Origin of the sequence: Catellatospora aurea, assembly GCF_042663325.1 — a bacterium.
Classification (GTDB): domain Bacteria; phylum Actinomycetota; class Actinomycetes; order Mycobacteriales; family Micromonosporaceae; genus Catellatospora; species Catellatospora aurea.
On record NZ_JBHTAC010000027.1, the window covers coordinates 40,954 to 66,179 of the forward strand.

The window sequence follows — 25,226 nt, forward strand, 5'->3', positions numbered from 1 at the left end:
AGTTCCTATTACTTACGAACTCGTAACATGCATTACATCTAGACTCTGAGTACAGGCTCTTGTAACGTGCTGTCGCGTCGCCGCCTCGCGCCGACACCCAGTCCGGCTCCGCCCGCCGTTGGAAACCCCAAGTTCCCACCACGCGGCGGCGGGCGGAGCCTCCCATCCCCCGGGAGGCACTTCATGACCCGCAGACGCACTGTCCTAGCCGGAGCCCTCGGCGCAGCCGCCCTCACCGCGTTCGGCCCCGCCACGCCCGCCGCCGCCAAGGCGTGCCGCGGCCCGCTCGTCCTCGTCGGCGGCTCGCTGGCCGACGACAACACCGAGATCTACGGCGAGATCGTCCGCCGGGCGGGCGGTGCGGACGCGCGCATCGGCGTGCTCACCGCCGCCTCCATCCCGCCCAGCCAGGATCCCGACGCCGGATCCCCCGACGCGGTCAACAGCGAGACCAACGGCCGGTACTACGCCGACCTGCTGCGCTCCCACGGCGCCGGCGACGCCGTCTGGATCCCCGTCGACCTCGACCGCGTCACCGCCGCCGACGACCCCGCCGTCGCCGCGCTGGCCGCCGGCTGCACCGGATTCTTCTTCGGCGGCGGTGACCAGTTCCGATACATCACCACCCTGCTGCACGGCGACGCCCACACCGACACCCTCGTGCTCGCCGCGATCCGCCGCCGCCACGCCGCCGGCGCCCTCATCGCCGGCAGCAGCGCCGGAGCCCAGATCCAGCAGGGCGTCGACATGGTCACCGGCGGCGAGAGCTACGAGGCCCTGCGCGACGGCGCGTCGCCCGGCTACTTCGACGACCCGAACACCAGCGGCTACTGGCCCGCGGGCGGGTTCGGGTTCCTGCGCTCCGGGCTGATCGACACCCACTTCTCCGCGTACGCCCGCCTCGGCCGCGCCGTCCAGCTCGCGAAAGACACCGGCCACGACCGGGTCTACGGCCTCGACCCGAACACCGCGCTGCTGGTCACCGACCCGGGCAGCCGCGACGAGCGCGGCCACGTGCTGGGCACGGGCGGCGTCAACCTGCTCGACCTGCGCGACGGCGTGCGCTGGAGCCACCTGACCGCGGGCTTCACCTACTCCCCCGCCGACTGGCGCATCCGCGTCCCGAACACGCTGCGCGAGCTGCGCCCCGGCGGCCCGCAGACCGTCGCCGACAGCGACGACATCTTCGGCGACGACGTCGCGACCGCGCTCGCCCTGGAACTGGCCGGCTCCCGCGACCGCAGCGCCGTCGGTCACACCCGCCAGCAGGACCCGCGGTTCACGGTGACGCTGGCCAAGCGCCCCGGGTTCGCCGCCTACACCGCCGACGGCCACACCGCCGCCGCGTTCCAGGGCCTCGCCGTCCACATCGGGCAGGCCTGACGGGGGAACGGGTCCGGCTCGCCACCGCGCGCCGGACCCGCCACCGGCACCATCGGCGTCAGATCGAGACGACGATCTTGCCGCGTACGCCGCCGTCCTCCCCCGGTGTGCGCCCGCAATGTCGGCCAGCGGGAAGACCCGGTCCACGACCGGGCGCACCGCACCCTGCGCCAGCGCCGCGAGCCGGTCCAGATCGGCGCGGCGCGGATTGCCGCTGAAGAACCGCACCCGCCGGGAACCGTGCACCGCCGAGGCGGCCACGTATCCCAGTGACGCGACCACCCGATCGAGGTCGAACGAGATCGCGACCATCCGGCCGCTCTCCGCGCGAGGCGTTCGCCACGGCCGGGTTCGACGTGCCCATGGCGGCGATCGCCCGCCGCGCCGAGGTCGGCATGGCGACCCTCTACCGGCACTTCCCCACCCGCGAGCAGTAGAACAGGCCCGCCGCCGTCAGCGACCCGCCGAGATCGTGGACCAGCAAGGACGCGATCTGCGGCGCGGCGGCCGAGAACCCGAGCCCGGACAGGAGCATCGCCACGGCGGCGCCACGGTACAGCGGGGAAGCCCACGTCAACCGCAGCGCCGATGACCGCGCGGCGAGCTGGTCCGTCGTCTCCGCAGAGCGCCGATCCGTCGTCAAGCTGTCCACGGGCACCTCCTGACCTTTCGTCGAACGCACCCGCCGGCAGCAGCTCGCCACCTCGCAACGCACCCGGTTACAGACGCCGACGGTGGCGGCGACGCAACGTCGTCGACGCCGGGCGCGTCGCCGTCGCCGGGTCCAGCCAGGGCGGCGCGCTGGCGCTGGCCGCGGCCGGGCTGCTACCGGGTCTGGCCGCCGCGCTGGTCGACGTGCCGTTCCTCGCCGGGATCGGCCACGCGCTGCAGTCCGCCACCGAGGGCCCCTACCTTGAGATCATCCGCTACCTCGCCATGCATCCCGGTGATGAACACGCCGCCCTACGGACGTTGTCGTATATGGATGGTTGCGGCTTCGCAGCGCGGGCCGACGCGCCCGCACTGTTCTCCGTCGGGCTGATGGATCCGGTCTGCCCACCGGCCGGTGTCGACGCCGCCTTCCTGACCTACCGCGGGGCCAAGACGCTGGAGGTGTACCGCTACGGCGGCCACGAGGGCGGGCACCGTGCACACGAGCAGAAACAGCTCAGGTGGCTACGCGATGCCTTCGGGCAGCCGCGCCCACAGCTCCCGGTGCGGCTGCCCGGCCCCACCGCCGGCTGACGAATCGCCGCATGAATCGACGCAGAATCCAGGACCTGCGCCCGCGCTCACCGCCCACCGGGGATGCTCGAACGGAGACGACCATCCGAGCAGTGCGCTCGCCAGGAAAGGACGGCGGCCATGACCGCGACAGTGCATGACGACGTGCAGATCGCCGACTTCGGCAAGGAGATGTGGGACTTCCTCACCAGGAGGCACGCGGCCATCTCCTACAACTTCCGCGACATGGAGGTGCACGTCCCTCGCCGGACCGGACCCGACTCGCCGCGAGCCACCTGGGTCCTCAACGGCACGCTCGAAATCAGCACCAGTGACCACGACGACGCGGCACGCCGCTAGCGGTCGCCGGCCGGGCAGCCCGATCCGGATCTCCGGCGGAGTCGACGTCACGGTCCACGCCGGAGACCGGCACACCACCGGTCGCCTCGACGCTGAGCCGGGTCACCCGCTCATCGTGAGTTTCGCCGATCCGGCGCTCGCCCTGGCACAGCTGCCGCAGCTCGCGATGTCGCGCGCCGCGGCAGCGCCGCTTCTCAGAGCACTCGGACGCGTCGAGGTCCGCCGCGCCGACGGAACCTGGCTGCTGCGGATCTACTGGCACGACGGTCGGGTGCACCGCTGGTGGAGCACGGCCGGGTTGCGTCTGCTGCCGCGGGCTGCCGCCCTGCGCGTGCTCGCCCGCCGCTCGTCCCGTTGGTGACCCGGCCGATTAGCACCGCCGCGATCCGGTAATACCCGGGTACATGAGCCGGCCGAATCTCGATCCCGAGCAGTATCCGCCGATCGATCCGTCCGAACCCGTGCCCGACGATCCCGGCGTGCTGCTGCCGGACACATCGGAGGTGCTGCCCGCGGCACCGGTCGAGCCGATGCCGGGCGACGAGGACCCCGGCGGCGATCCGGGGCGCGTACGCGAGCCGGCTTGAATGCGGCGCGTTCGTCGGTCCTCAGACCTTTCGCGCAGTGACGACGATGTTGTCCCGGTAGTGGCGGGCAGCCCTGTCAAACGGGCCGCCGCAGGTGATCAGGGTCAGGCGCGGCGCGCCGTCACGGGCGAAGTATCTGTCTAGCGGGATCCCGGTCTTGCGGTACTGCTCCACCGCCACGACCTGGAAGGCCGCGGAGTCGCCGCGGGCATCCCAGACTGTCATCGAGTCAGCCTCGTCGAGATCCCGCAGCCCGAAGAAGGCCCCTTTGCCCTGAGTCGCGCTGTCGACGTGTCCGGCGATCACGATCGACCCGGCCGTCGCCTCCAGCCCTGGTCCATACCGATACCAGCCGACCCGGTCGACGCTGGGCGGGACTGCGAAGTCACCGGTCCGGGCGTCGATGCCGACCGGCTCGACCCGGGCGTTCAGCGACATGGCGGGGATGGCCAGCCTGGCCGGTGCGATCGTCGGCCCGCCCGTGGGCAGCACTCCCGGTTGCACGGGGACCGCCACGTCCGGTGTCAGCGCGGTCGGTGACGGTGAGTCGCCGAGCAGGTCGTCGACTGCCGGAGCGGGGTCGTCGGCATCGGCGCGGCAGCCCGCGGCGGCCAGCAGCGACATGCCGCCGAACAGGTGCAAGGCCTGCCGGCGGGTGATGCCGGGGCGGCGCGCCCCGCGGGTGTCGCGGGGCGCGCCGTAGGGACTGTGCATGGTCATCGCGTGGTACGCCGGGTCGCGATCCGGACGCCGCCGCCGACGGCCAGCAGCAACGCCGCAGCGGCCGCCGCCAGCCACCACGTGCTCATGCCGGACTCGTCGGCCAGGCCGCCGTCGCCGCTGGGAACGCCACCGGGAGCCGAGTGCAGACCGGTGATCACCTGGGCGACGACGCCCAGGTTCTTGCCCTCGGCCGAGCCGGTCGCGTACACGATCGTCGCGGTGCCCTCCTTGAGCGTGACGTCGGTGGCCGGGATCGCCACGGTGGTGGTGCCGGCGAGCACCACGTCGGCGCTGACCGTGCCGGCGGGCAGGTCGGCCTTGGCCTCGTCGGGGTTGGTCAGGTTCTTGAACACCGGCGTGCCGCCGGCCCGCACGTCGACGGCCGGCGCCGCGGCGGTGTGCCGCACGATCAGGCGCGCCTTGCCCGCGCCGACCTTGCTGACGTCGTTGACGAACGGGGTGATCTTCGGGCTGCCGGCGTCGTCGAGGTGGGCGACGATGCTGATGTTCGCCCCGCCCGGGACCTTCGCGCCGTCGACGGACAGGATCGCCTTGTCGATCGGCTCGCCGGGCTTGGTCAGGTCGAGGTCGTAGCTGCCTTCGGGCAGGTCCAGCGGGCCCGCGACGTCGCCGGGCTTGAAGTCCTTCAACGTCACCTTGCCGTTGACGTACACGTCGACCGGGGTGGCGGGGATGCCGTGCACGACCGACACCTTCGACGTGGCCGCGTACGCCGGTGTCGCGGTGGCGAGGCCGGCGGTCGCGGTCACGGCGGCGGCCACCGCGCCAAGCGCCAGGATGCGGCGGATGTTCAGGCTGCGCATCGCTTCTCCTTGAATCGTCGTCTGCTTCGGACGGCTGAACTCGCCGTCATCGAGGGCTACGACGCCCGCGCCGACGGTGGATGCGGCCGGTGACATTCACGACCGGATGCATCCAGCGGGGCGCCACCGGTCGTATCAGGCGTTGTAGGGGTGTGCGCGACAGGCCGGGAGAGGCGTGGTGGCCGTGGCGGGTACAGTCTTGGCGACCCGATGGAAGGCGGCCTGTCCAGTGACTGCGCAGCGCGAACAGGCTGCCGCCGTCGTCGCTGACGACGTGGCGGTCCGGTTCGCCGCCGGGGACGAGTCCGCGCTGCGGGAGGCCTACGACCAGTACGGGTCCGCGGTGCTGCACCTGGCCACGCGGCTGCTGCGCAGCCGCGCCGACGCCGAGGACATCACCCAGGCGGTGTTCGTGTCGGCATGGCTGGCACGCGACAGCTTCGACCCGGCCCGCGGCAGCCTGCTGGGCTGGCTGCTGGCCATCACCCGCCGCAAGGTCATCGACCTGGTCCGGGTGCAGCAGCGGGCTGAACGAGTCGAGGACGCGATCCGGCGGCAGCCCGAGCCGCCGCCGGCCGCGTCCGCCGACGAGGTCGTCGAGCAGCTGGTGGTCGCCGACGAGCTGGCGAGACTTCCCGACGACCAGCGCAGGGTGCTCGAACTGGCTTTCTACGACGACCTCACCCACCAGCAGATATCCGAGACGACCGGGCTTGCCCTCGGCACGGTGAAAAGCCACATCCGTCGCGGCATGGCGGCGATCAAACGGCGATGGGAGGTGGACGATGCGCCATCTGGACACCGAGCAGCTGACTCTGCTCGCCTTTGACGAGCCGTCGGAGCAGACGACCGCAGCCGCACACCTGACCTCCTGCGACACCTGCCGCGACGAGGTAGCCGAACTGCGGCGCCTGGCCGGCGTGGTCGCCCACACACGACCGCTGCGCGCCCTGCCGCCACCGCCGCCTCGCTTGTGGAGTGCCATAGCCGCGCAGGCCGGCCTGGCCGAGGCCGGCACCGGCACCGCTGCCGCCCCGCCCCGCCGGACGTCTGACGCTGCCGCATCACCTGACGCCGGCTCCGTGCCGCGCGGCCCGGTCCGCCCCAGCGACAATCGCCCTCCCGCCGCCGCGGGTCCGGCCCGACGGCGGCGCGGCTTGGCCAAGCTCGTCCTGGCCGCCGGCGTCATCGCCGCCGTCGCCGCCGGTGCCGTCGCGGGCGTCTGGTGGGACAGGCCGCCGCAGCCCCCAGCGCCGACAGTGCTCGCAGCAGCGGCGCTGACGGCCTACGGCGACACACCCGCCTCGGCGACCGGCAGCGCCGACGTCGTCGCCGGGCACCGCCTGCGCCTGCACGTGGCCGGGCTGCCCGCGGTCGACGGCTACTACGAGGTATGGCTGATCGACCCGGACACGATGAAGATGTTCTCCGTCGGCACCCTCGGCCCCGGCGCCGACGGCGAGTTCAGCCTGCCGGCCAACGCCGACCTGGCGGCGTACCGGCTGGTCGACGTGTCCGCCGAGCACTTCGACAACAACACCGCCCACTCCGGTGACAGCCTGCTGCGCGGATTGCTCACCTGAGCCCACGCGGCAAGCTCGCGTGGGAGCTGCACGACCAGCTCATGCGGTGGCGTCCTACAGAGCCGCCGACCGGGCGTGGTGAACAGTGCTCGGGCTGCGAGAATCTCCTTGCCAGCGACGTCGACCGATCGGCATTCGCCATGGTCGGAGAAGTGCACGATGATCACGTTGTGCTGACCATGGTGCCGAGCTGAACAGGTGAACGAGTCGACGGGCGTCACCAGCCGGCCGTGCCCGGCCCGCCTTTGAACGGGCCCGCGAGGTCACGGGTGATCCAGCCGCCGTAGAAGTCGCCTGCCTGCGGCATGACAGGTTCGCCGTCGACGAGGCAGGTGTCGAGTTTCGACGGATAGAACGCGAGCAGTCCGGCCAGTTGCTCGTAGCCGGCTGTCGGCGTCTCGTACGACCAGGCTGCCTGCGGCACGACGACGTCGCCGACGACCAGGTCCCAATAGCCGGCGGCGCCTTTGAACTCGCAGTAGGTGGTGCGCCCGGACGGCCGCAGCGGGAGCAGCACCGCGTCGCGGGGGACGTAGTAGACCGGCGGGTGCGAGGTCTCCAGCACTCTGACGGCCTGCCGGGTGTCGAAGACGACCTGCCCTCGGTGCGTGGCGGTGATCCGGCGTCCGCTGCGCTCCCAGCGCGGTGGCCGCGGGTAGTCCCACACGTTCTCGACTGCCGGGCGGGGTCCGTCGACGCCGCGCCCGGCGTGTGCAGTCGTCATCGCGGCACCGGTCCGCCGGGCATCCGCACGTTGTCGAGCCGGGTGCCGAGCTGGGCGGTGGCGGGCGGATCGGCGGGGAAGACGCGTTCGAGCACGGCCGGCGCGGGGCTGGTCTCCGGCGTCGACGGGTATGCCGACCAGTACGCGGACACCGCGGCCATCGCTTTGGCCTCGTCCTTGGCCTTCTCGCGGATGGCGTCGTCGCAGGCCGACAACCAGGTGGTGTAGCCCGTGAGCTGCCAGCGCGCATTGTGGGTGATCTTGCCGACCAGTTCTATCGAGCGTCCCGCGCACCGCCGGGACAGGTTGCTGATCTTCTCGTCGATGCCCATGACTTCCTCCGGCTGCGAGTGCCTGCGGCCGTGATCGCCGGCCACGTTCTCATCGTCACCGCCGCCGGTGGGCAGCGCGACCCCTCCCGACCGATTGCGTCGATTTGCGCGTCGAAAATTGGTAGCCGGCGGTCGGACTCAGCGCGGCTCGGGGCGGTCGGCGCGGGCGGCCTCCCGCGAGGCGACGATCGCGCCGGTCATCCTGCGAATCACTTCGGCGGCCACCAGCAGATCCTCGGTCGGCAGGTCGGCGAGGGCTTCGGCCATCCGCATGCCGAGGGGCTGGAAGAACTCCCGCGCCATCGCGAGCGCGGTGTCGTTCATCGACAGGGTGAGCCGGCGGCGGTCACGCGGGTCTCGGATGCGCTCGACGTGCCCGGCGCCTTCCAACCGGTCGATCAGCGAGGTGGTCGCCGAGGCGCCCAGGCCCAGCCGGCCGGCGAGTTCGCCGGCGGTGAGCGGCCGGCCCTGCTCGGCGCTCGCGGCGATCCACATGATCGCGTTGAGGTCGCTGCGGCCCAGGTGGTGGGCTCGGGCGAACACGTCGACGAACACGTCGCTCTCCACGGCGCTGACCTGCAGCGCTCTGGCGACCTCGTCGAGCGCGGCGGCCCGTTCAGGGGGCCCCGTTTGCTCTCGCATGGCGAGCACTATAGCATTTCGATCGTCGAACCATTCGACTATCAAACCTTTGCATCCTCAACGAGGACCTCCCGAACAGGAGCCCAGATCATGGGTGCGCGTATCGCCATGTGGATCGCCGGCCGGGTCGGCGCAGCCGTCATCCTGCTCGCCACCGCGGCCGTCGCCACGCTGGTGTTCCTCACCAGCCCCGCCCAGCCCGCCGCCGGACCCACCGACGGCCTGCCCGAGGGCAAGCAGTCGACCCGGGTCACCGAGCTGATGGACCGCTTCGCCAGCGGCCGGGCCGAATCCGCCATCATCGTGTTCGAACGCCCGGGCGCGGCGCTCAGCGAGCCCGACCGCCAGGCCCTGGCAGCCCTGCGAACGGCCGTGACGGGCCGCGAGCACGTCGGCACGCTGCCGCCCCTCGCGTACGCCGCCGACGGCCAGGCCGCGCTCCAGGTCGTGCCGCTGCAGGCCGACCTGTCCGACGAAGCGCGCGACAGCACCGTCGACGGCCTGCGCGCCCTGCTGCGCGACGGCACCGGTCTACCCGACGGGATCAGCGCACAGGTCACCGGCGGTGCGGCCTTCGGCCGTGACATCTCCGCCGCGTTCGCCGGCGCCGACGTCACGCTGCTGGTCGCCACGGCGATCGTGGTCGCGCTGCTGCTGCTGATCACCTACCGCAGCCCGATCCTCTGGATCGTCCCGCTGACCGTGATCGGACTCGGCGACCAGCTGGTCGCCAAGCTGCTGCCCTGGATCGGGCACCTGATCGGCGAACCCACCGACGCCTCCATCGCCGGCATCGTCTCGGTGCTGGTCTTCGGCGCCGGCACCGACTACGCCCTGCTGCTCATCTCCCGCTACCGCGAGGAGCTGCGCCGCACCACCGACCGGCGCGCCGCGCTGGCAGCCGCGGTGCAGGCGGCAGGCCCGGCGATCGTCGGCAGCGCCGCGACCGTCATCCTGGCCCTGCTGACCCTGGTCACCGCCGTGCTGACCAGCAACCGGACCCTCGGCATCGCTGCCGCGGCAGGCGTGGCCGTGGCCCTGGTGTTCGGACTCGTGGTGCTGCCCGCCGCCCTGGCGCTGCTGCCCCGCGGCGCGTTCTGGCCGCTGGTGCCCGTCGCCGGCAGCGCCGAGACCAGCGAGACCGGAATCTGGGCCCGGGTGGCAAGGCTCGTCGGCCGCCGCCCCGTCGGCGTCCTGGCCGCCGCGGCCGTCGTGCTCGCCGCGCTCGCCGCCGGACTGCTCACGACCACGATCGGACTGTCGCAGACCGAGCAGTTCCGCACCGAGGTGGAGTCGGTCCAGGCCCAGCAGACCCTGGCCGCCCACTTCGCCGCCGGTTCGTCGCAGCCGTTGCAGGTCATCGTCTCCACTCCGAACGCACAGCAGGCCGCCGACATCGCCGCCCGCACGGCCGGGGTCGCCGCCGTCGGCCGTCCGGAAGCATCCACCGACGGCACGCTGACACTGCTGCCGGTGCAACTGGCCGACGAATCCGGCACCGCCGGTGCGGACCGCGCCGTCACCGCGCTGCGGGAGGGCCTGTCGGCAGGAGCCGGAACCGACGCCCTGGTGGGCGGGCAGCCGGCCGCCGACCTGGATCAGCGTGACGCCAACGCCCGCGACAACGCCGTGGTCGCCCCGCTGGTCCTGGCCGTGGTCCTGATCGTCCTGATCGCACTGCTGCGCTCGATCGTGGGGCCGCTGGTGCTGCTGGCCACGGTCGTGCTCAGCTACGCCGCCAGCCTCGGCGCGGCCAGCCTGGTCTTCGCCGCCCTGGACATCCCCGCGCTCGCCGCCAGCGTGCCGCTGCTGGCATTCCTGTTCCTGGTCGCCCTCGGCGTCGACTACAACATCTTCCTGGTCAGCCGGGCCCGGGAGGAGACCGCCGCACGCGGGGACACCCGGGCGGGCACGCTGCGGGCCCTGTCTGCCACCGGTGGCGTCATCACCTCCGCCGGAGTGCTGCTGGCGGCGGTCTTCACGGTGCTGGGCGTGCTGCCGGTCATCGTGCTGACGCAGCTGGGCGTCATCGTCGGCATCGGCGTACTGCTAGACACGCTGCTGGTGCGCACCCTGGTCGTGCCGGCCCTGGCGCTGCTGCTCGGCGAGCGGTTCTGGTGGCCGTCACGCCCAGCGCCGCGCCCGGCGGAGATCAACGCGCCGCGCCCGGCACACGACGCCGATCTCCAGTGGAAGCGCGATCCCGCCGCCAGCGGACGCTGACCGACCGCTGCCGGAGGGGGCCGACGCCCTCTCCGGCAGCAGCCGCCGGCACGCGCCTCGCCACGGTGACCGGCAGCTCGGCGCCATCGTGCACGAGCGCGGCCACGCCCGCACCGAGATCGGGAACACCACCCGACGGCAGGTCCGATCAGATGCCCGTCCGCTGCCACCCGCCGCGCAGGCGTTCCACCGCCAGGCGTCCGACCGTCCCGAGGAAGGCAAGGAACAGCAGGCAGGCGACCACTACCAGCACCCACGCGAACCGGGCCGGGTAGGTGATGATCCTCGCCGCGCCGCCGGTCACGACGACCGGCTGTTCGCATACGATGCTCGCCTCCGCCGCTGCCGTCAGGTCGAGCCCGGAGACACCCGCCCACGCCCCCGTGTCGCGGGACATGTCGACGGACGTCTTCGTCGCGCCGTCGGTCAGCTCACAGGTCGTGCCGGACGCCTCGCTGTGCAGGAAGACCGTTCCCCCGCTCCACGCGTACGGCGTGCCCGCGGCCAGGTCTGTCCCGGTCCGCCGGGCGATAGCCGTCAGCGCGCACGAGGCGATGAACACGACCACGAACATGACGAACAGGCGACTCGCCCGCCTGCTCAGCCTGTCGGCGATGAGCCGTTCCGGCAGCAGGCCACCGGCACCGTCGGTCATCGCGAGCCGTCCTGTTCGATCGCCGTGCGGATGGCTCTGCCGTAGTCGAACCTCTTCGCCCGTTCCAGGTTCGCCAGCAGGAATGGAGCGTACGCCGACGAGGCGGCCAGCTCCCGTGCGGTCACCGTGCCGTCTTGGAGCTGGCGTCCGATCTCGCGGGCCGTCGGATCCGTGCTGCGGGTCAGCGCCTCTGCCGTGACCCGTCTGCGGTGCCGCGGGTCGCTCACCTGCTCGGCGACACGGGTCGCCAGGTAGCGGGCGACGATCTCCCGGCGGGCTTCGACGTCGTGCGGGCGGTCGTCGGCGGTCATCGGTTCGCTCCTTGAACTGCTGCTGGCACGGCGGGTATCCGTTCGGTCATCCGCTCCGGCAGCACGCCTGTGATCTTGACGGTCGAGCCGTACCTGTCGACGATGACCTCGACCTTCTGCATCGTGCTGATCAGGTCGTTCATGCGTTTCATGGCCTGGATGACGTCGGCGATCGCCAGCGCGCCGAACACCACCGGGCCGACGCCGGTCTCCGCGGTCGCGACGCCCAGCACGGCGAAGGTGGCGGCGTCGATGACGTCCAGCAGCAGCAGTTCGCAGATCTCCTCGAGTTCCTTGACCTCTTCGCAGACGTCGCGGTACGCGTCGCGGCACACGCCCAGCGGCTGATCGGCGAGCTCCAGCGCCCTGCCGAGGGCGCGCAGCTGCAGCCAGGCCGCGTCGGCGGCGTTGCCCTGCCAGCACGCGTTGACGCGGATCTCGGCCCACTGCGTGTTGGCCGCCAGGTCGGCCGTCGCCCTGCGCAGGTTCTCCAGCGCGTCGCTGCACGCCCGCATGCCCGACCAGTTGCCGACCAGGTAGTTCGAGATCATGTCGAGCGGATCGTAGACGCGGTCGGCCACGCCGAGCTGGACGGCGATCCAGTTCGCGCCCATGACCACGTCCCGGCAGATGCCGGCGGGGCTGACGAGGTCGCTCCACTCGGGTTCGTGCGGCCACTGCGGCAGGTAGTCGGGCACCGGCGTGAGGCGATCGGCCGGTTCCAGCAACTCCGGCTGGTACGCCTGCACGACCTCGAGCCGCAGCGCCGGGTACCGGCCGGCGGTGTGGTCGTAGGCCATCGTGGGCAGTTGCGCGTCCAGCCCGGCCGCGGTCGCCAGATCCGTCTCGTGGTACATCACCAGCGACTCGCGCACCGAGCGCGCCAGCCCGCCTGCTCGCCCGGCGACGGCCGCGTAGAAGGACACCACGTCCGCCCGTGCCTGTGCGTGATCACCGCGTACGCGGTTGAGGACACCCGGGCCCCAAGCGAAGTCGAACGCCTGCTTGGCGTAGTCGCTGCACCGGCGGGCGTCCTCGGCGAGCCGGTCCAGCATCTCGGGCACCTCGTACAGCGCCTTCATGTCGACAGCGAACGTCACGACGGCCTCCCCCAGGCATGGACGACCGTGAGCGTACAGAAGGCCACCAAGGGTGTCGATCGCATGCCGCGGCGCAGCTGCGATCGTCAACGGTCGCGCGTGCCCGATCCCGCGCAGGTCGATGTCAGCCCGCCACCGCCGTCAGCGCTGCCCGGCAGGCACGGAGGAGGCGTTCGTCGTCGACGACCTGGGCCGAGCTGTAGCCGCCGTCGACGGCGTTGTGCCTGCGCACTCGGCTCAGTTCGGCTTCGATCAGCGGCCTGGCCGAGGCGGCGGCCAGGCCCATGTCCGACCACACCTGCGCGATCGCGGTACGGGTGTGCGGGTTGGCGTCCCAGACACCTTCGAGCACCGGCGTGACGGTCGAGGTCTCGCCCGCGACCTGCCACAGAGCCCGTGCCGCACCCAGCCGTAGCCAGCCGTGAGGGTCCTTGCGACGCAGGAGCTTGCGGAGCTGCCCGGCATACGAGGCTGCCTGAGGCCCCAACCGGCCGAGACCGTCCACGGCGGCGCGCTGCTCGTACACGTCCCCCGTGAGGAACCGGTCGTAGACGGCCAACGCCCCCGCGGTGTCACCATCGGCGCGCCGACGAGGTTGGTGTAGAGAGTCACGCCCGCCGGGCGGGGGAAGCCCGGGTCGGCGTCCAGCACGTCGGTGGCGAATCCGCCAGCGTCGTGCTGTCCTGGCCCAGGTAGAACAGCACCTTGCCGTTCGCGGGCAGGTTGCGTGCGGTGAGCCGTTCGACCGCCGCGGTACGGCGATCATCTCGCGGCCCGGGGCGGCGACCGGACGATCCTTTGCGCAACGCCGACCTGCCCGACCGCCTCTGCTCTGGGCTAAGTCGCTGTCAGCAGATCGCCTTGGCACCCCGCACCCCCAGGCCTGATCGTGGAGAACGAACAGCCCGAGGAACAGGAGTGCGCACATGGGTGTCACCGCCACACTGGACGACGAACTCAGCAAGAGACTGCTGCACGAGCGCATCATCGTGCTCGGATCCGACGTCGAGGACGAGATCGCCAACCGGATATGCGCCCAGCTGCTGGCGCTGTCCGCCGAAGACCCGCGCCGCGACGTCGCGCTGTACCTGAACTCGCGGGGCGGGTCCGTGCTCGCGGGGCTGGCCGTGTACGACATGATGCGGCTCATCCCCAACGACGTGATCACCGTGGCGATGGGACTGGCCGGGAGCATGGCGCAGTTCCTGCTGTGCGCCGGCACGCAGGGCAAGCGGTTCGCGCTGCCCAGCGCGCAGATCCTCATGCACCAGGGGTCGGCCGGCCTGGGCGGCACCGCCGCCGACGTGGAGATCTACGCCGGGCAGCTGGACCGGATCAGCAACCTGATGAGCGCGCTGACCGCCGAGCACACCGGCCGACCGGTGGCCGACATCGTCGAGGACGGGCAGCGCGACCGCTGGTTCAGCGCGCAGGAGGCGCTCGACTACGGGATGGTCGATCACATCGTCGAACGCCTCGACGACATCCGCCCGCGCGTGGTCAAGCAGCGGATGGGGGTGTAGGGCGATGGGCCAGTACACGATCCCCACGGTCGTCGAACGGACCTCGCGCGGCGAGCGCGCCTTCGACATCTACTCCCGGCTGCTGTCGGAGCGGATCATCTTCCTGGGCACGGAGATCACCGACGACGTCGCCAACGTGATCATCGCGCAGCTGCTGCATCTGCAGTCGGAGAGCCCCGACCAGGACATCGAGTTCTACATCAACTCGCGGGGCGGTTCCTACAGCGCGCTGACCGCGATCTACGACACGATGCAGTACGTGCGGCCGGACGTCGCCACGCTGTGCATCGGGCAGGCGTCCTCCGCAGCGGCGGTGCTGCTGGCGGCGGGGACGGCCGGCAAGCGCTCGGTGCTGCGCCATGCCAAGGTCGTGCTGCATCAGCCGTCGACCGAGGAGGGCTCGTTCGACGTGGCGCAGGGCACGCTGCCGGACCTGGCGATCCGGGCCCGCGACGTGTCCCGCGTGCGGGCCGAGATGGACGACATCCTCAGCCGGCACACCGGTCACCCCACCCAGAAGATCCGGCACGACCTCGACCGGCACAAGACGTTCAGCGCCGCCGAAGCCGTCGCGTACGGCCTGGCCGATCAGGTCATCTCCACCGTGAAGACGACGCCGGAAGGTTAGGCGGCCAGGGCGTAGGCGTCGCCGGCTCGCCGGGTCGGCGGCGCCGCCACGTCGAACTGTCCCGCGGTCATCCGCCGGACCGGAAGCACCGTGGTCGCGGTGTTGCTCGCCGAGATGTGGAAGGCGACGGCGACGAGCAGCTCCGACAGGTCGACGCCCAGCGCTGCGCACAACGCCGCGAGCACCTCGGAGGAGACCTCCTTGAGCCCGCGCTCGACCTCGGACAGGTACGGCATCGAGATCCGCGCCGCCAGCGCGACCTCGGCCAGCGTACGCCCCTGTTCGAGGCGCAGGCGCCGCAGTGATTCGCCCAGCGCCGAGCGCAACAGCACCCGACGCGGAGCCGCCTGGGCGTGTGCCCGCTCCGCCGGATTCGACATGGCTCCTTTATAGCCAGGCGCGCGGCTGCCCGACAGCCCAGTTCGCTACCGGCAGAGACCCGGCCGGAGTGCGGCGCGGATCCTGGTAGCCTCGTGATCATGTCGGTTCTGGTCGCGTTCTCCGTCTCACCGGTCGGCGCCGGGGAGGACGTCGGCGCACTGGTCGCCGAGGCGGTCCGGGTGGTCCGCGCCTCCGGCCTGCCCAACCGCACCGACGCCATGTTCACCACCGTCGAGGGCGAGTCCTGGGACGAGGTGATGGCCGTGGTCAAGGCCGCCACCGAGGCCGTCAAGGCGAAGTCGCCACGCGTGGGCCTCGTCCTGAAACTGGACTGGCGCGACGGCGTCAGCGGCGCGCTGCACACCAAGGTCGCCACCGTCGAACGCCACCTCGCCGCGGACTGACCGGCCGGGTCGCGGTCGGGCGGGCCTGAACCCGCCGTGCGGCTCGGCTGAGCCACACGGCAGGTCGCGGTGCAGGCCGCCAGGCAAGACGTCAGACCTGGCTGCGTTGCCAGTGCTGGTTGGTGCCGGAGCCGCAGGTCCACTGCACCACGCGCACCCCGTCGGCCGTGGCGCTCGCACCCCCGTACACGTCGAGGCACTTGCCGCTGTTGAGGCTGACGACCTGGTAGTAGCCGCCACCGGCGTCGCGGAACTGCCACCGCTGGTTGGACTGCCCGTTGGCGGCCCACTGGACGGCGTTCGCGCCGTCGGTGAGGGCGGCGTTGTAGACGTCGAGCAGCTTGCCGCTGTGCCGTGCGGTCAGCGTGTAGGTGGGGGTCGGCGGCGGCGTCGGGGTGGTGGTCTGCGTCGCGATGCGGTAGAGGCCGGAGCCGTGGGCGAACAGCGAGCGGGTGAAGGTGCCGGTGGCCGTGCCCAGGTTCGCGCCGGACCAGAGGTCGGTGACGGTGGCCGACCCGACGCCGAGTTCGGCGAGGTTGGCCGTCACGGTGGCCGTCGCGCCTTCACGGTTGAACAGGGCCAGGTAGCGGTGGTTGGTGCCGGGCACGTCGGCGGCCCAGACCTGCCGGGAGCCCGCGGTGATCTGGCGGTTGTCTGTGCTGTTCTGGTCGACGGCGAGCACCGCGGCGTTGGTCATGAGCGCGAGTTCGGCGGCCCGGTTCTCGACCAGGTTGCCTCCCCACATCAGCGGCGCCCGGTTGATGACCCACAGGGTCATCAGGGTCCGCTGCTCGTCGGCGGTCAGGCCGGAGTAGCGCGGTGAGCCGACCGGCCCGTACTTCGACAACCGCCCGATCGGGATCATGTCCGGGTCGGGCCAGGCTCCCGTGGCGCGGTACGGCGTCCAGGCGCGCAGCGGGTCGAACAGCGCGTCGAGCGCGGACCAGTTGTCCCACAGATCGTTGACGATGCGCCACATGTGCGCGTTGGCCTGCACGTGCGGGCCGCTCGCGACCGGTGTCGGGCCGGGCGACAGGCTCAGCACCATCGGGCGGCCGCTGCGCTGGATCGCCAGCCGGTATCCGTCGACCTCGGCCTGGCGGTAGGTCGGCGCGGCGATGTCGTCGACCTTGACGAAGTCGACGCCCCAGCCGGCCAGCAACTGGAACACCGAGTCCAGGTAGGCCTGCGCGCAGGTGTTGGACATGTCGAGGCCCCACATCAGGTTGAGCCAGGCCGCGGTGGTGCTGTTGTCGATCTGGTTGGCACGGCAGCTCGTGCCGAGGATCGGCACGTTGTCCGCGACGGCTTGGCGGGGTATGCCCCGCATGAGGTGCACGCCGAACTTGAGGCCTTGGGCGTGCACGTAGTCGGCGAGTGGTTTGAAGCCGTTGGCGCCTGTCGCGGACGGGAATCGTGTGGTGTCGGGCAGCAGCCGACCGTTGGCGTCCATGCGCAGGCGGGGTTGCAGGCTCGCGTCCTGGTTGGGGCTGTTGTTGTGCCGACCCGGGTAGTACCACGCCCAGTCGATCACGATGTACTGCCAGCCGTGCCGGCACAGGTTGTCGCGCATGTAGTCGGCGTTGGCCCGGACGTCGGCCTCGGTGACGCTCCAGTTGAACGCGTCGTAGCTGTTCCAGCCCATCGGCGGGGTGGACGCGACGCCGTTGTCCCACGCCAGGGCGGCTCATCAGACCCTCCACGAGGGGTTCGCGCGGCGAGAGCCTATCGGACTGCGTAAATGTCAGCGATCACATCGCAGAAGTCGACCATGCCCGCCTTTGGCATTGCACTCAATTGATGGGAATGGTTCGATTGGTGCTGCCTGGCAAGCTACGTCCAGAACGGGGAACTTCATGGCAAGGCGTACGGTCCTGCGTGTCGTCGTTTCCGCCGCACTTGTGATCACGTCCACGGTGGTGATCAGATCGCCGATCGCCCAAGCCGCCGCCGCCAACCCGGTCGTCGTCTGGGACGCCAACGCCCAGCAGGCCATCTGGGACGTCGCGCAGCAGCAGCCGAACGAGCAGGCGCGCAGCTTCGCGATGGTGCACGGGGCCGTCTACGACGCCGTCAACGCGATCGCGGGCACGCCGTACCGGCCCTATCTCAGCGCACCAGCCGCCTCCGGGACCGAGTCGACCGAAGCCGCCGTCGCGACCGCCGCGTTCCAGATGCTGGTCTCGTTGTTCCCAGCTCAGCTGGCACGGCTCCAGGCCCAGTACGACGCCGCGCTGGCCGCGATACCCGACGGTTCCCCCAAGCAGCGCGGTGTGGCGGTGGGGGCCCAGGCGGCGGCTGCGATGATCGCGGCACGTCGTGACGACGGCGCGTTCGGGTCGCAGACCTGGCAGGCAGGCACCCGGCCCGGCCAGTGGCGCCCGACGCCACCGACGTTCGCCTCGGCCGGCGCGTGGACGGGACACGTCACACCGTTCCTGCTCCCCAGCGCGTCCATGTTCCGCACCTCGGGACCACCCGCACTCACCAGCAGCGCCTACACCCGCGACTACAACGAGATCAAACGACTCGGCGGGGTCGACAGCCAGGCACGCACCGCCGACCAGACGTCGGCCGCGATCTGGTGGCACGACCGGCGGCTCACCGAGTGGGAGATCAAACGCCAGGTCGCGACCAGCCGAGGACTGAACACGCTGCAGGCCGCACGCATGTTCGCCATGGTCGACATGACCGAAGCCGACGCCCTCATCGCCTGCTACGCCGAAAAGGAGCACTGGAACTTCTGGCGGCCGGTGACAGCGGTCCAGCTCGGCGACACCGACGGCAACCGGGCGACCGCGGGCGACCCGAACTGGATGCCGCTGCTCGTCACACCGCCGTTCCCCGAGTACACCTCGGGCCACACCTGCTTCACGTCCGCGTCGATGGCGACCCTGGCGTACTTCTACCAGCGCGACGACATCTCCTTCAGCGCGTACAGCCCCGCCGCCGACGCGACACGGCACTTCCCGAGCTTCTCGAAGGCCTTGGCCGAGGTCGTCGAAGCGCGCATCTGGGGCGGCGTCCACTTCCGCTCCGCCGACAACCAGGGCGTACGGATCGGACTGTCCGTGTTCGCGTACATGGCCGCAGGAGACTTCTTCAAACCGATCAGGCACCCGTAGCCGCCCGAAACCGGTGGACCGGAGCCACCGCGCGCCGCTAACCTCCTGCCCAGCCACCTCGTCGAGCCAAGGACCGGCCGTTGTACACCCTGTGAGACCCACCGAGCGCTGAACCTGTCGCGCGTCGCACCCGTGCGCCGCGCACCTTCCTGCTGCGGACTTCTCACGGAAAACGGTGTACCACCATGCTCGAAAACCGGGCAGTCGTGCCCACGCACCTCCCGCTCCCCGCACGCCGTCGCCACACCTGCGCGTCCTCGCGGACCGACGGCACGTTCCACCTCGACGTCGACCACCGCCTGCTCGACGCCTGGCTGCTCGCCATGTGCAAGGCCCGCGAAGGCACGGCGACGCCCACGGTCCTGGAGCGGATCACGTTCTGGCTGCACACGACCCGAAACGCCGGACCGGCCGCACGACACCCGCAATCCGACAGCCGCGCCGCCGCCGGGCCTGGTCGGGCGACGCCGCACGCGCGACGCCCAGGACCGGGGCGACGTATGGCATCCCGGCAGCGGCGAATCGGAGCGCTGTGAACCGATAGGTCATCGGCGTGGCCAGCCTGGCCGCAATCTTCGCGGCCGAGCCGGCCACGCCCCCGGGCGTGGCCGACCATGATCGCGTGGACACGGCGCGATCAGCCGTGGCGGTTACTCACGATGTAGTCGATATGGCGGATCGTGTCCGCGCGATCCTGCGCGCTGATCGAGTCCCACAGGTCCGCCAGCCAGTAGAGCGAACCCGACAGCGGCCACGCCCACCCGCGTACCCAGGTCGCCTCGTCGAACCCGAGCGCCTCCCGATAGGCGGCCCGCGCACGGGCGTCGAACAGGCTCCAGGCCGGCCGCACCTCGACCGCCGGATCGCCCCGGCCGAGACCGCCGAAGTCGATCACCCCGCTGAGCCTGCCCCGGTCGTCGACCAGGAGGTTGCCTTCCAGGAGATCGCCGTGCAGCCATACCGCTGGTCCGGGCCACTCGTCCACCGCGAGCGCCTCGTCCCACGCCGCGGCCACCGCCCGCCCGTCGATCCGGTCCCCCAGCACCCCGATCGACCAGCGGGTCACCTCGTCCCGCCGCGCCAGCGGCACGCCGCGCTGGATGCCCTCCTTGAGCGGCCCGCCCATCGGCTCGATCGCGATCATTGACCGCACGAATCCCGCGAGGTCGACGGCCAGGTCGACGTGGTTCTGCCCGGCTTGCGGATTGCGCCCGTCCAGCCAGGGGACGACCGTCCATGGCCACGGGTAGTCCCCGCCCGGCCAGCCGGTCGCGATCGGCACCGGCACCGGCGCGGGCAGGTGCGGCGCCAACCGCGGCAGCCACGCCGTGTCGGTCGCCACCTGGCCTACCGCCCACTCCGCGCGGGGCAGGCGTGCCGTCAGGGAATCACCCAACCGGAACAGCGCGTTGTCGGTGCCGTTCAACGGCTGCGCGACGATCGGCAGGTCCGACCATTCGGGGAACTGCTCGTCGAGCAGCGCGCGAACCTGCTCGGCGGTGACGACGATCTCTCCGGGGCGCATCGCGCGACCGTAGAACCCGCTCGATCACCCCGTCAATCAAGTTCGCACGACGCCGTACCTCATGTCGGTTGCCGGCACCCGCTCACCAGCAGAAACGAGGTCGGAACACGCTCAGTGTCAGGCGAGGCTGCTAGGGTGACGGCCGTTCACCAGCCGAACCCGGAGCGCTCCGCCATGAACTACACCGTCTCGATCGAGATCGCCCTGCCGCGGGAGCGGGTCGCCCAGCTGCTCGCCGACCCGGCGCACCTGCCGATGTGGCTGCGGGGCATGGTGCTGCTTGCGGATGGCGGTCGTTAGTCTGGCGCGATGGCTCACGCGTCTGCCGGCGGTCTCGACTCGACCAGAGCGGTGTACCCCGGGACCTTCGATCCCTTCACACCGGGCCACTTCGACGTCGTAGACCGGTCACGCCGCATGTTCGGCCACGTCACCATCCTGGCCGCCGTCAACGCCGACAAACAGCCGTCCCAGTCGACTGCTGCCCGGGTGACGGAGATTCACCGCCTGCTACCTGCGGACTGGGCAAACGTCACGGTGGCCGGCTGGCACGGGTTGACCGTCGAGTACTGCCGACACCATGGATGCGGTGTCATCGTCCGCGGCGTCAGGAACTCCACCGACTACCAGCGCGAGCACGAACTAGCAGCGACGAATGAGGCGCTGGGAGTCACCACAGTGTTCGTGCCCACCCGTCCGGAGCTGGCGAAGATGTCGTCCACCGCAGTGCGCGCACTGCGAACCTGAACATTCACCTCGAAGGGAGTGGTCTGTTGGGAGACGGAGGCACGGGGACTCCGGAGACGATCGTCTGGGCCGACCAGCTCGGCGGGCAGCTTGCCGAGCTGCGCCAGGTCGGTGAACGGAGGACACTCCGCATCGGTGATCGCCAGACGGTGATAGGCCCGGACACGACAGTCCGCCACCGTGGCAGCCTGCGTAGGCGACAACTCGTCGTCGAGCAGCCTGACGCCGTGCCCTTCACCTATCGATATCGGGTGCCATGGCGGCTCGTGTTCCTGTCCTTGTATGACCCGACATTCGACCGCTTCGACGCGGAGGCCGACGACCCTGGACTCGTGCTGACCGATCTACTGGGTGGCACCTACGACTGGAGCTGAACGGGCTCCGACGGCGCGCCGGGCGCGCCGCGCTGCTCGGTGCGCCGCAGCACGGCGCGGATTCGGGCGTCGAGCTGTGCCGCGCCGAACGGTTTGACCACGTAGTCATCGGCTCCGGCGTCCAACGCCCGGACGATCTCGGCCTCGTCGCTGCGGGCGGTCACCACGATGATGGGCACGGTGTCGATCGCGCGCAGCATGCGCAGCACCTCCCTGCCGTCGAGGTCGGGCAGGCCCAGGTCCAACAGCACGACGTCGGGCCGCTCCGCGACGACGGTGCGCAAGCCGTCCATGGCGGTGGCCGCCGAAGCCACGGCGTGCCCGCGTTCGGTGAGCGCCCGGATCGCGGTCGTACGAATCGTCAGATCGTCTTCCACGATCACCACCTTGGCCATGGCCTGACGGTATCCGAGCAGGCCTCGGCCACCCCATTGCGGGCCGGACCATAGCCGCCCCTTAGCCGCGCGTTAACCATCGCGCGGGCATAGTGGGTCCCATGCGCAGAAGCACCCTGGTGATGGCGGCCGGTTGGCTGGTGGCGGCGGCGGTCACCGCCGCGGTCGCGGTGGCGGGCGTGGACGCCATCGGTGCCGGCCTGCTCGGCGGGTCGGGCCAGCACCCGGTGCTCAGCTCCGCCGATGTCGACCGGCTGCTCGCCGAGGAGCCGTCCGGCAGCCCGCAGGCGTCACCGGCCCCCGCCGTCTCCGCTGTCGCGCCGACCACCCCGCCGTCGACGATCCGGTCCCTGACCACCCCCGGTGGTGTCGTGCACGCCTCGTGCGCGGGCGGCACGGTGACACTCGCCTCGTGGAGCCCGGCTCCCGGCTACCGCGCCGACGACCCGGAACCGGGCCCGGCCGACCGGGCCCGCATCAAGTTCAAGAAGGGCAAGACCGAGATGCGCGTCGTCGTCACGTGCGCCGGCGACGAACCGACCGCTGAGGTCATCCCCGACGACGACTGACTCCCCGACCGGGCTATCAGCGTCCCCGGGTCTCCCAGACCGGGTGCTGGGGCTCGTCGTTGTGCACGATGATGTCGGCCCGATCAGTCGGGCGGACCGCGGCGAAGTACAGCTGCTGGGAGGGGATGTATCGCTCACGCCAGCGCCGTTCGACTTCGGCGCGAGACGACACCCCGCGTTCTCTGATCACGGCACGGTCCACGGTTCTGCCGAGCTCGGTCGACACGAACACGCGCAGGTCCCACCGATCGACGAGTTCCGGGCGCAGGAGGAAGACGCCGTCGAAGACGAGCACGGCGTCGGCGGGAGCCCGCTTGGCCGGCGGGGACAGCACGGTGTCTGCGGTGCGGTCGTAGACCGCGTGCTGGAAGCGTCGATCTCCGCCTGGGCCGAGCGGATCGAGTAGAACCCGGTTAAGCGCGTCGTGGTCATGGGTGTCGAGGTAGCAGCCTTCGGCCGAGTACTCGCCCCGCGGATAGCGCCGTGCCCGGGGGAAGACGAAGTCGTCGATCGTCGCGCGGATGACCTCGCGGCCCCGCTTGCGCAAGACGTCGGCCAGCTCGTCGGCGAGCGTGGTCTTGCCGGCGGCGGGCGGCCCATCGATGGCGACCCGCGTCGGGTGTGCGGCCATGACGGCCCCGACTGCCTCTGCCAGGCAGTCGAGCACGTCGTCGCGGGTGCCGTGGTTCATGTCCTGCCCGTCCTGATCTCACGAAGGCCGCCGTGCCGAGCCGACCATAAGACCGTAATTCCAAAGTTCACCGGTGGCACCGCCCGCCCCGCCGGCATCGCGGCGGGATCGTGCGGGAAGACTTCGACCTGGCGGTCTGCCATCCGCTGGACGCCCGCGCCCTGATGGACGGCTTCGACGTGGTCGCCGTACGCAACAGCGGCCCGGTCCTGTACTACCGCGCCGAACACGACGCGTTCCGGACCGCGGCCGCCGACGCCGGAGTCCGGGTGTTCACCGAGCTCACCGGCAAAGGCGACATGGCAGGCAAGCAGTACCTGCTCGACCTGTTCGCGGCCGGCCACCCGGTGATCCCGACCGTCGACCGGTTCGCCGACCTCGGCCGCCTGCCCGACACCGAGACGTACGTGGCCAAGCCGAAGTTCGGGGCGGACTCCGTCGGGCTGAACTTCGTGCCACGCGCCGACCTCGACCGGCTCGACTACACCGACCTGCTGGTGCAGCCGCGCATCGACTTCCGCTACGAGGTGTCCTTCTACTTCGTCGGCCGCACATTCCAGTACGCCCTGTACGCACCGCACCCGGACCAGCGGTGGGTCCTCCGTACCTGTCCCTCGACCGGATCAGTGCCGCGGAGCGGGACCGGTTCGTGCAGGCCATGAAGACCTCGCTGACCCAGCTCGCGAACGCACCCGCCCCCTGACCTTCCCCCGCCGGCCGGGCGGGGGTGTCACTCGACCGTCATCCCCTCGGTGACCTGCTCCAGCCCGGCGACGACGATCCGGTCGCCCTCGGCGAGGCCCTGCAGGATCTCCCGGCGGTCGTTGCCGACGGCCCCGGCCTCGACGAGCTGCTTGACCGCCTTGCCCGCGCGCACCAGCCAGATGAACGTCTTGCCGGCCTCCTCGAACAGCGCGACCGCGGGCACCGACAGCGCCGCGGCGGTGTCGCCCAGCGGCAGGCGGGCGGTGCCGGTCATGCCGGGCAGCGGTGCCGGGTCCAGTGGGCCGTGCAGCGTGAACACGGTGCGGTAGGAGACGCCGCCGCGGGCCGCCGCGGTGGGCAGCACGTCGATCGAGGTCACCGTCGCGTGGTATCGGGTGCCCGGCGTCGCTTCCAGGGATACGTCAGCCTGGTCGCCCGGCTTCACCGACAACACATCGGTCTCGTCGATCTGGCCGACGACGGACAGTTCGCTCATGTCGACGATGGTGACGACGGCTTTGCCGGCGGTGACCGGGTCGCCCTGCTGCGGGGTCGCGTCGACGCCGGGGTCGCCGGCGCCGCCGGTGCCGATGTCGATGCCGGTCAGGCCGGGTAGCAGGGTGGCCAGGGGGCCTTGCGGCAGGCGGTCGGCCAGCAGTGAGGCGATGACGGAGTTGCTTTCGGGGCCGCCGAGTTGCACGGTGCCGGAGATGGGTGCGCGCAGGGTGAGGCCTGCGACGGTGGTGCGGGCGGCGTCGCAGGCGGACTGGGTCAGCAGCCGGGTGACGGCGTTGAGGCCGACGAGGATCTCGTCGATCTTCTCCAGGTTGTCGTCGACGTCGTCGGTGAAGTCTTCGAGGTCGTCGATGGTGTCGTTGAAGGTGTTCTGCTGTTCGTTGATCTGGTCGATGGTCTGCTGGCGCAGCTGCGGGAAGGGGATGAGTTTGGCGTTGTCGCGGGCGGCGTTGTACTGCTCGTTGCCGGCATCGCGTCGGTCGTCGATGAGGTCGTCGAGGCTGGCGGGGTCGATCTTCTTGATGTTCTTGACCCGGCTGGCTGCGGTGCAGGCGCGGGCCAGGCGTTGCTGGGCGATGGGTGAGGCGATGACACCGAGGATGTCGCCGGCTTCGACCAGCTGGCCCGGCTCGACGGCGAGGTCGGCGAGCACGCCGCTGGCCGGGGCGCGCAGGGTCGCGGCGTTGCGGGCGTTGACCTGCGCCGGAACGTCGATCGTGTCCGACACATCGACCCTGCGCACATCGTCGAGCACGATCGACGGTTCGGGCTCTCGCACGGCGCCGGCGGTCAGCGAGAGCGGCAGAGCCGCAGCGGTCAGGCCTAGGACAGCACGGCGAGCGGGGGTCGGGCGGATCATGATTGCATCATAGAGCCGATATGCACCATTAGTTCTTATCGGATACCTTGCGATGTTTCATGTATGCGGCGTCGCCAGGAAGATCCACCTTATTGCCAGTACTTTGCAATAAG

The 25,226-nt window shown here is 71.0% G+C and carries 32 protein-coding genes and 4 pseudogenes; 19 read left to right on the top strand and 17 right to left on the bottom strand.

The genetic code is table 11. The annotated features are described in order from the left end of the window. Positions 1 to 183: 183 nt before the first annotated feature. Positions 184 to 1,383 carry a cyanophycinase gene (locus ACFQO7_RS23930; protein WP_376808453.1) on the top strand — a complete coding sequence of 400 codons (1,200 nt, stop codon included), beginning with the start codon at positions 184 to 186 and terminating at the stop codon, positions 1,381 to 1,383. A gap of 162 nt (positions 1,384 to 1,545) precedes the next feature. On the opposite strand, the pseudogene ACFQO7_RS23935 reads toward ACFQO7_RS23930, so the two are convergent. Continuing rightward, positions 1,546 to 1,695: pseudogene (locus ACFQO7_RS23935) on the bottom strand (NAD(P)-dependent alcohol dehydrogenase); the annotation flags it as partial. A gap of 50 nt (positions 1,696 to 1,745) precedes the next feature. On the opposite strand from ACFQO7_RS23935, the gene ACFQO7_RS23940 reads away from it, so the two are divergent. Beyond that, positions 1,746 to 1,820, top strand: a complete 75-nt coding sequence (locus ACFQO7_RS23940; protein WP_376808511.1) for a TetR family transcriptional regulator — start codon at positions 1,746 to 1,748, stop codon at positions 1,818 to 1,820. Here the strand turns inward: ACFQO7_RS23940 and ACFQO7_RS23945 are convergent. Next, positions 1,790 to 2,035 (bottom strand): hypothetical protein, encoded by a 246-nt coding sequence (locus ACFQO7_RS23945; protein ID WP_376808514.1) that lies wholly within the window; start codon positions 2,033 to 2,035, stop codon positions 1,790 to 1,792. The two genes, ACFQO7_RS23940 and ACFQO7_RS23945, sit on opposite strands and share 31 nt — an antisense overlap. Here ACFQO7_RS23945 and ACFQO7_RS23950 point away from each other — a divergent pair. The 4 genes from ACFQO7_RS23950 (at position 1,972) to ACFQO7_RS23965 (ending at position 3,554) form a co-directional block, all read left to right on the top strand. Continuing rightward, a complete protein-coding gene (locus tag ACFQO7_RS23950) occupies positions 1,972 to 2,628 on the top strand; it encodes an acetylxylan esterase (protein WP_376808454.1) in 657 nt (218 codons plus the stop codon). The genes ACFQO7_RS23945 and ACFQO7_RS23950 overlap by 64 nt on opposite strands. Positions 2,629 to 2,748: 120 nt before the next feature. Continuing rightward, entirely contained in the window at positions 2,749 to 2,967 is a 219-nt protein-coding gene (locus ACFQO7_RS23955) for a hypothetical protein (protein ID WP_376808455.1), read from the top strand. Continuing rightward, on the top strand, positions 2,939 to 3,328 hold the full coding sequence (locus tag ACFQO7_RS23960; protein ID WP_376808456.1) for a hypothetical protein: 390 nt from the start codon (positions 2,939 to 2,941) through the stop codon (positions 3,326 to 3,328). Before ACFQO7_RS23955 ends, ACFQO7_RS23960 begins: the two co-directional genes overlap by 29 nt. Positions 3,329 to 3,371: 43 nt before the next feature. Beyond that, on the top strand, positions 3,372 to 3,554 hold the full coding sequence (locus ACFQO7_RS23965; RefSeq protein WP_376808457.1) for a hypothetical protein: 183 nt from the start codon (positions 3,372 to 3,374) through the stop codon (positions 3,552 to 3,554). A 21-nt stretch (positions 3,555 to 3,575) separates the two neighbouring features. Here ACFQO7_RS23965 and ACFQO7_RS23970 read toward each other — a convergent pair whose 3' ends face one another. Together ACFQO7_RS23970 and ACFQO7_RS23975 are read right to left on the bottom strand one after the other, a co-directional pair. Continuing rightward, positions 3,576 to 4,178: a class F sortase gene (locus ACFQO7_RS23970; protein WP_376808512.1), complete on the bottom strand. Its 603-nt coding sequence runs from the start codon at positions 4,176 to 4,178 to the stop codon at positions 3,576 to 3,578. Positions 4,179 to 4,270: 92 nt separating this feature from the next. Continuing rightward, positions 4,271 to 5,101: a DUF4397 domain-containing protein gene (locus ACFQO7_RS23975; protein WP_376808458.1), complete on the bottom strand. Its 831-nt coding sequence runs from the start codon at positions 5,099 to 5,101 to the stop codon at positions 4,271 to 4,273. A 229-nt stretch (positions 5,102 to 5,330) separates the two neighbouring features. On the opposite strand from ACFQO7_RS23975, the gene ACFQO7_RS23980 reads away from it, so the two are divergent. Both ACFQO7_RS23980 and ACFQO7_RS23985 read left to right on the top strand, forming a co-directional pair. Then, positions 5,331 to 5,930, top strand: coding sequence for an RNA polymerase sigma factor (locus ACFQO7_RS23980; RefSeq protein WP_376808459.1), 600 nt, complete (start codon positions 5,331 to 5,333; stop codon positions 5,928 to 5,930). Continuing rightward, positions 5,887 to 6,684 carry an anti-sigma factor gene (locus ACFQO7_RS23985; protein ID WP_376808460.1) on the top strand — a complete coding sequence of 266 codons (798 nt, stop codon included), beginning with the start codon at positions 5,887 to 5,889 and terminating at the stop codon, positions 6,682 to 6,684. Before ACFQO7_RS23980 ends, ACFQO7_RS23985 begins: the two co-directional genes overlap by 44 nt. Positions 6,685 to 6,901: 217 nt before the next feature. Here the strand turns inward: ACFQO7_RS23985 and ACFQO7_RS23990 are convergent, their stop codons facing one another. From ACFQO7_RS23990 to ACFQO7_RS24000, 3 genes are all read right to left on the bottom strand, one after another. Further along, a complete protein-coding gene (locus tag ACFQO7_RS23990; RefSeq protein ID WP_376808461.1) occupies positions 6,902 to 7,408 on the bottom strand; it encodes a DUF427 domain-containing protein in 507 nt (168 codons plus the stop codon). Further along, positions 7,405 to 7,785 (bottom strand): hypothetical protein, encoded by a 381-nt coding sequence (locus tag ACFQO7_RS23995; RefSeq protein WP_376808462.1) that lies wholly within the window; start codon positions 7,783 to 7,785, stop codon positions 7,405 to 7,407. Before ACFQO7_RS23995 ends, ACFQO7_RS23990 begins: the two co-directional genes overlap by 4 nt. Before the next feature lie 93 nt (positions 7,786 to 7,878). After that, positions 7,879 to 8,382: a MarR family winged helix-turn-helix transcriptional regulator gene (locus tag ACFQO7_RS24000; protein ID WP_376808463.1), complete on the bottom strand. Its 504-nt coding sequence runs from the start codon at positions 8,380 to 8,382 to the stop codon at positions 7,879 to 7,881. A gap of 90 nt (positions 8,383 to 8,472) precedes the next feature. Between ACFQO7_RS24000 and ACFQO7_RS24005 the strand changes: the two genes are divergently transcribed. Continuing rightward, positions 8,473 to 10,605, top strand: coding sequence for an MMPL family transporter (locus tag ACFQO7_RS24005; RefSeq protein WP_376808464.1), 2,133 nt, complete (start codon positions 8,473 to 8,475; stop codon positions 10,603 to 10,605). Positions 10,606 to 10,753: 148 nt separating this feature from the next. Here the strand turns inward: ACFQO7_RS24005 and ACFQO7_RS24010 are convergent, their stop codons facing one another. From ACFQO7_RS24010 to ACFQO7_RS24025, 4 genes are all read right to left on the bottom strand, one after another. Then, on the bottom strand, positions 10,754 to 11,260 hold the full coding sequence (locus ACFQO7_RS24010; protein ID WP_376808465.1) for a hypothetical protein: 507 nt from the start codon (positions 11,258 to 11,260) through the stop codon (positions 10,754 to 10,756). Next, positions 11,257 to 11,571, bottom strand: a complete 315-nt coding sequence (locus ACFQO7_RS24015) for a hypothetical protein (RefSeq protein ID WP_376808466.1) — start codon at positions 11,569 to 11,571, stop codon at positions 11,257 to 11,259. The genes ACFQO7_RS24010 and ACFQO7_RS24015 overlap by 4 nt, the downstream gene beginning before the upstream one ends. Beyond that, positions 11,568 to 12,671 (bottom strand): hypothetical protein, encoded by a 1,104-nt coding sequence (locus ACFQO7_RS24020; RefSeq protein WP_376808467.1) that lies wholly within the window; start codon positions 12,669 to 12,671, stop codon positions 11,568 to 11,570. The genes ACFQO7_RS24015 and ACFQO7_RS24020 overlap by 4 nt, the downstream gene beginning before the upstream one ends. A 124-nt stretch (positions 12,672 to 12,795) precedes the next feature. Next, the gene (locus ACFQO7_RS24025; RefSeq protein ID WP_376808468.1) at positions 12,796 to 13,230 is read right to left on the bottom strand and encodes a HEAT repeat domain-containing protein; all 435 of its coding nucleotides are present in this window, start codon (positions 13,228 to 13,230) and stop codon (positions 12,796 to 12,798) included. 367 nt (positions 13,231 to 13,597) lie between these two features. On the opposite strand from ACFQO7_RS24025, the gene ACFQO7_RS24030 reads away from it, so the two are divergent. Both ACFQO7_RS24030 and ACFQO7_RS24035 read left to right on the top strand, forming a co-directional pair. Continuing rightward, positions 13,598 to 14,194 (top strand): ClpP family protease, encoded by a 597-nt coding sequence (locus ACFQO7_RS24030; protein WP_376808469.1) that lies wholly within the window; start codon positions 13,598 to 13,600, stop codon positions 14,192 to 14,194. A gap of 4 nt (positions 14,195 to 14,198) precedes the next feature. Further along, positions 14,199 to 14,822, top strand: a complete 624-nt coding sequence (locus ACFQO7_RS24035; protein WP_360528116.1) for an ATP-dependent Clp protease proteolytic subunit — start codon at positions 14,199 to 14,201, stop codon at positions 14,820 to 14,822. 134 nt (positions 14,823 to 14,956) lie between these two features. Here the strand turns inward: ACFQO7_RS24035 and ACFQO7_RS37795 are convergent. Beyond that, positions 14,957 to 15,202, bottom strand: a pseudogene (locus tag ACFQO7_RS37795) (helix-turn-helix domain-containing protein); the annotation flags it as partial. A 99-nt stretch (positions 15,203 to 15,301) separates the two neighbouring features. Between ACFQO7_RS37795 and ACFQO7_RS24045 the strand changes: the two are divergent. Then, on the top strand, positions 15,302 to 15,607 hold the full coding sequence (locus ACFQO7_RS24045; protein WP_376808470.1) for a thiamine-binding protein: 306 nt from the start codon (positions 15,302 to 15,304) through the stop codon (positions 15,605 to 15,607). A gap of 91 nt (positions 15,608 to 15,698) precedes the next feature. Here the strand turns inward: ACFQO7_RS24045 and ACFQO7_RS24050 are convergent, their stop codons facing one another. Next, complete coding sequence (locus ACFQO7_RS24050) at positions 15,699 to 17,252, bottom strand: alpha-galactosidase (protein ID WP_376808471.1); 1,554 nt, start codon at positions 17,250 to 17,252, stop codon at positions 15,699 to 15,701. Positions 17,253 to 17,523: 271 nt separating this feature from the next. Here ACFQO7_RS24050 and ACFQO7_RS24055 point away from each other — a divergent pair, with 271 nt between their 5' ends. Together ACFQO7_RS24055 and ACFQO7_RS24060 are read left to right on the top strand one after the other, a co-directional pair. Further along, on the top strand, positions 17,524 to 18,732 hold the full coding sequence (locus ACFQO7_RS24055; RefSeq protein ID WP_376808472.1) for a vanadium-dependent haloperoxidase: 1,209 nt from the start codon (positions 17,524 to 17,526) through the stop codon (positions 18,730 to 18,732). Between the two features lie 185 nt (positions 18,733 to 18,917). Next, on the top strand, positions 18,918 to 19,268 hold the full coding sequence (locus ACFQO7_RS24060; protein WP_376808473.1) for a DUF1062 domain-containing protein: 351 nt from the start codon (positions 18,918 to 18,920) through the stop codon (positions 19,266 to 19,268). Between the two features lie 101 nt (positions 19,269 to 19,369). Here the strand turns inward: ACFQO7_RS24060 and ACFQO7_RS24065 are convergent, their stop codons facing one another. Continuing rightward, positions 19,370 to 20,257, bottom strand: coding sequence for an aminoglycoside phosphotransferase family protein (locus ACFQO7_RS24065; protein WP_376808474.1), 888 nt, complete (start codon positions 20,255 to 20,257; stop codon positions 19,370 to 19,372). A 174-nt stretch (positions 20,258 to 20,431) separates the two neighbouring features. On the opposite strand from ACFQO7_RS24065, the pseudogene ACFQO7_RS24070 reads away from it, so the two are divergent. The 3 genes and pseudogenes from ACFQO7_RS24070 to ACFQO7_RS24080 all read left to right on the top strand — a co-directional run. Next, positions 20,432 to 20,536: pseudogene (locus ACFQO7_RS24070) on the top strand (SRPBCC family protein); the annotation flags it as partial. A gap of 30 nt (positions 20,537 to 20,566) precedes the next feature. Continuing rightward, positions 20,567 to 21,004 (top strand): pantetheine-phosphate adenylyltransferase, encoded by a 438-nt coding sequence (coaD, locus tag ACFQO7_RS24075; RefSeq protein WP_376808475.1) that lies wholly within the window; start codon positions 20,567 to 20,569, stop codon positions 21,002 to 21,004. Between the two features lie 26 nt (positions 21,005 to 21,030). Further along, a complete protein-coding gene (locus ACFQO7_RS24080) occupies positions 21,031 to 21,378 on the top strand; it encodes a hypothetical protein (RefSeq protein ID WP_376808476.1) in 348 nt (115 codons plus the stop codon). Between the two features lie 14 nt (positions 21,379 to 21,392). Here ACFQO7_RS24080 and ACFQO7_RS24085 read toward each other — a convergent pair. Further along, positions 21,393 to 21,773 (bottom strand): annotated as a pseudogene (locus tag ACFQO7_RS24085) (response regulator transcription factor); the annotation flags it as partial. Between the two features lie 101 nt (positions 21,774 to 21,874). Here ACFQO7_RS24085 and ACFQO7_RS24090 point away from each other — a divergent pair. Next, positions 21,875 to 22,342 (top strand): hypothetical protein, encoded by a 468-nt coding sequence (locus ACFQO7_RS24090; protein WP_376808477.1) that lies wholly within the window; start codon positions 21,875 to 21,877, stop codon positions 22,340 to 22,342. A 16-nt stretch (positions 22,343 to 22,358) separates the two neighbouring features. Here the strand turns inward: ACFQO7_RS24090 and ACFQO7_RS24095 are convergent, their stop codons facing one another. Then, positions 22,359 to 23,033, bottom strand: coding sequence for a cytidylate kinase family protein (locus ACFQO7_RS24095; protein ID WP_376808478.1), 675 nt, complete (start codon positions 23,031 to 23,033; stop codon positions 22,359 to 22,361). 110 nt (positions 23,034 to 23,143) lie between these two features. Between ACFQO7_RS24095 and ACFQO7_RS24100 the strand changes: the two genes are divergently transcribed. Next, entirely contained in the window at positions 23,144 to 23,695 is a 552-nt protein-coding gene (locus tag ACFQO7_RS24100; protein WP_376808479.1) for a hypothetical protein, read from the top strand. A 68-nt stretch (positions 23,696 to 23,763) separates the two neighbouring features. Here the strand turns inward: ACFQO7_RS24100 and ACFQO7_RS24105 are convergent, their stop codons facing one another. Then, positions 23,764 to 25,113 (bottom strand): efflux RND transporter periplasmic adaptor subunit, encoded by a 1,350-nt coding sequence (locus tag ACFQO7_RS24105; protein WP_376808480.1) that lies wholly within the window; start codon positions 25,111 to 25,113, stop codon positions 23,764 to 23,766. Between the last annotated feature and the right edge of the window lie 113 nt (positions 25,114 to 25,226).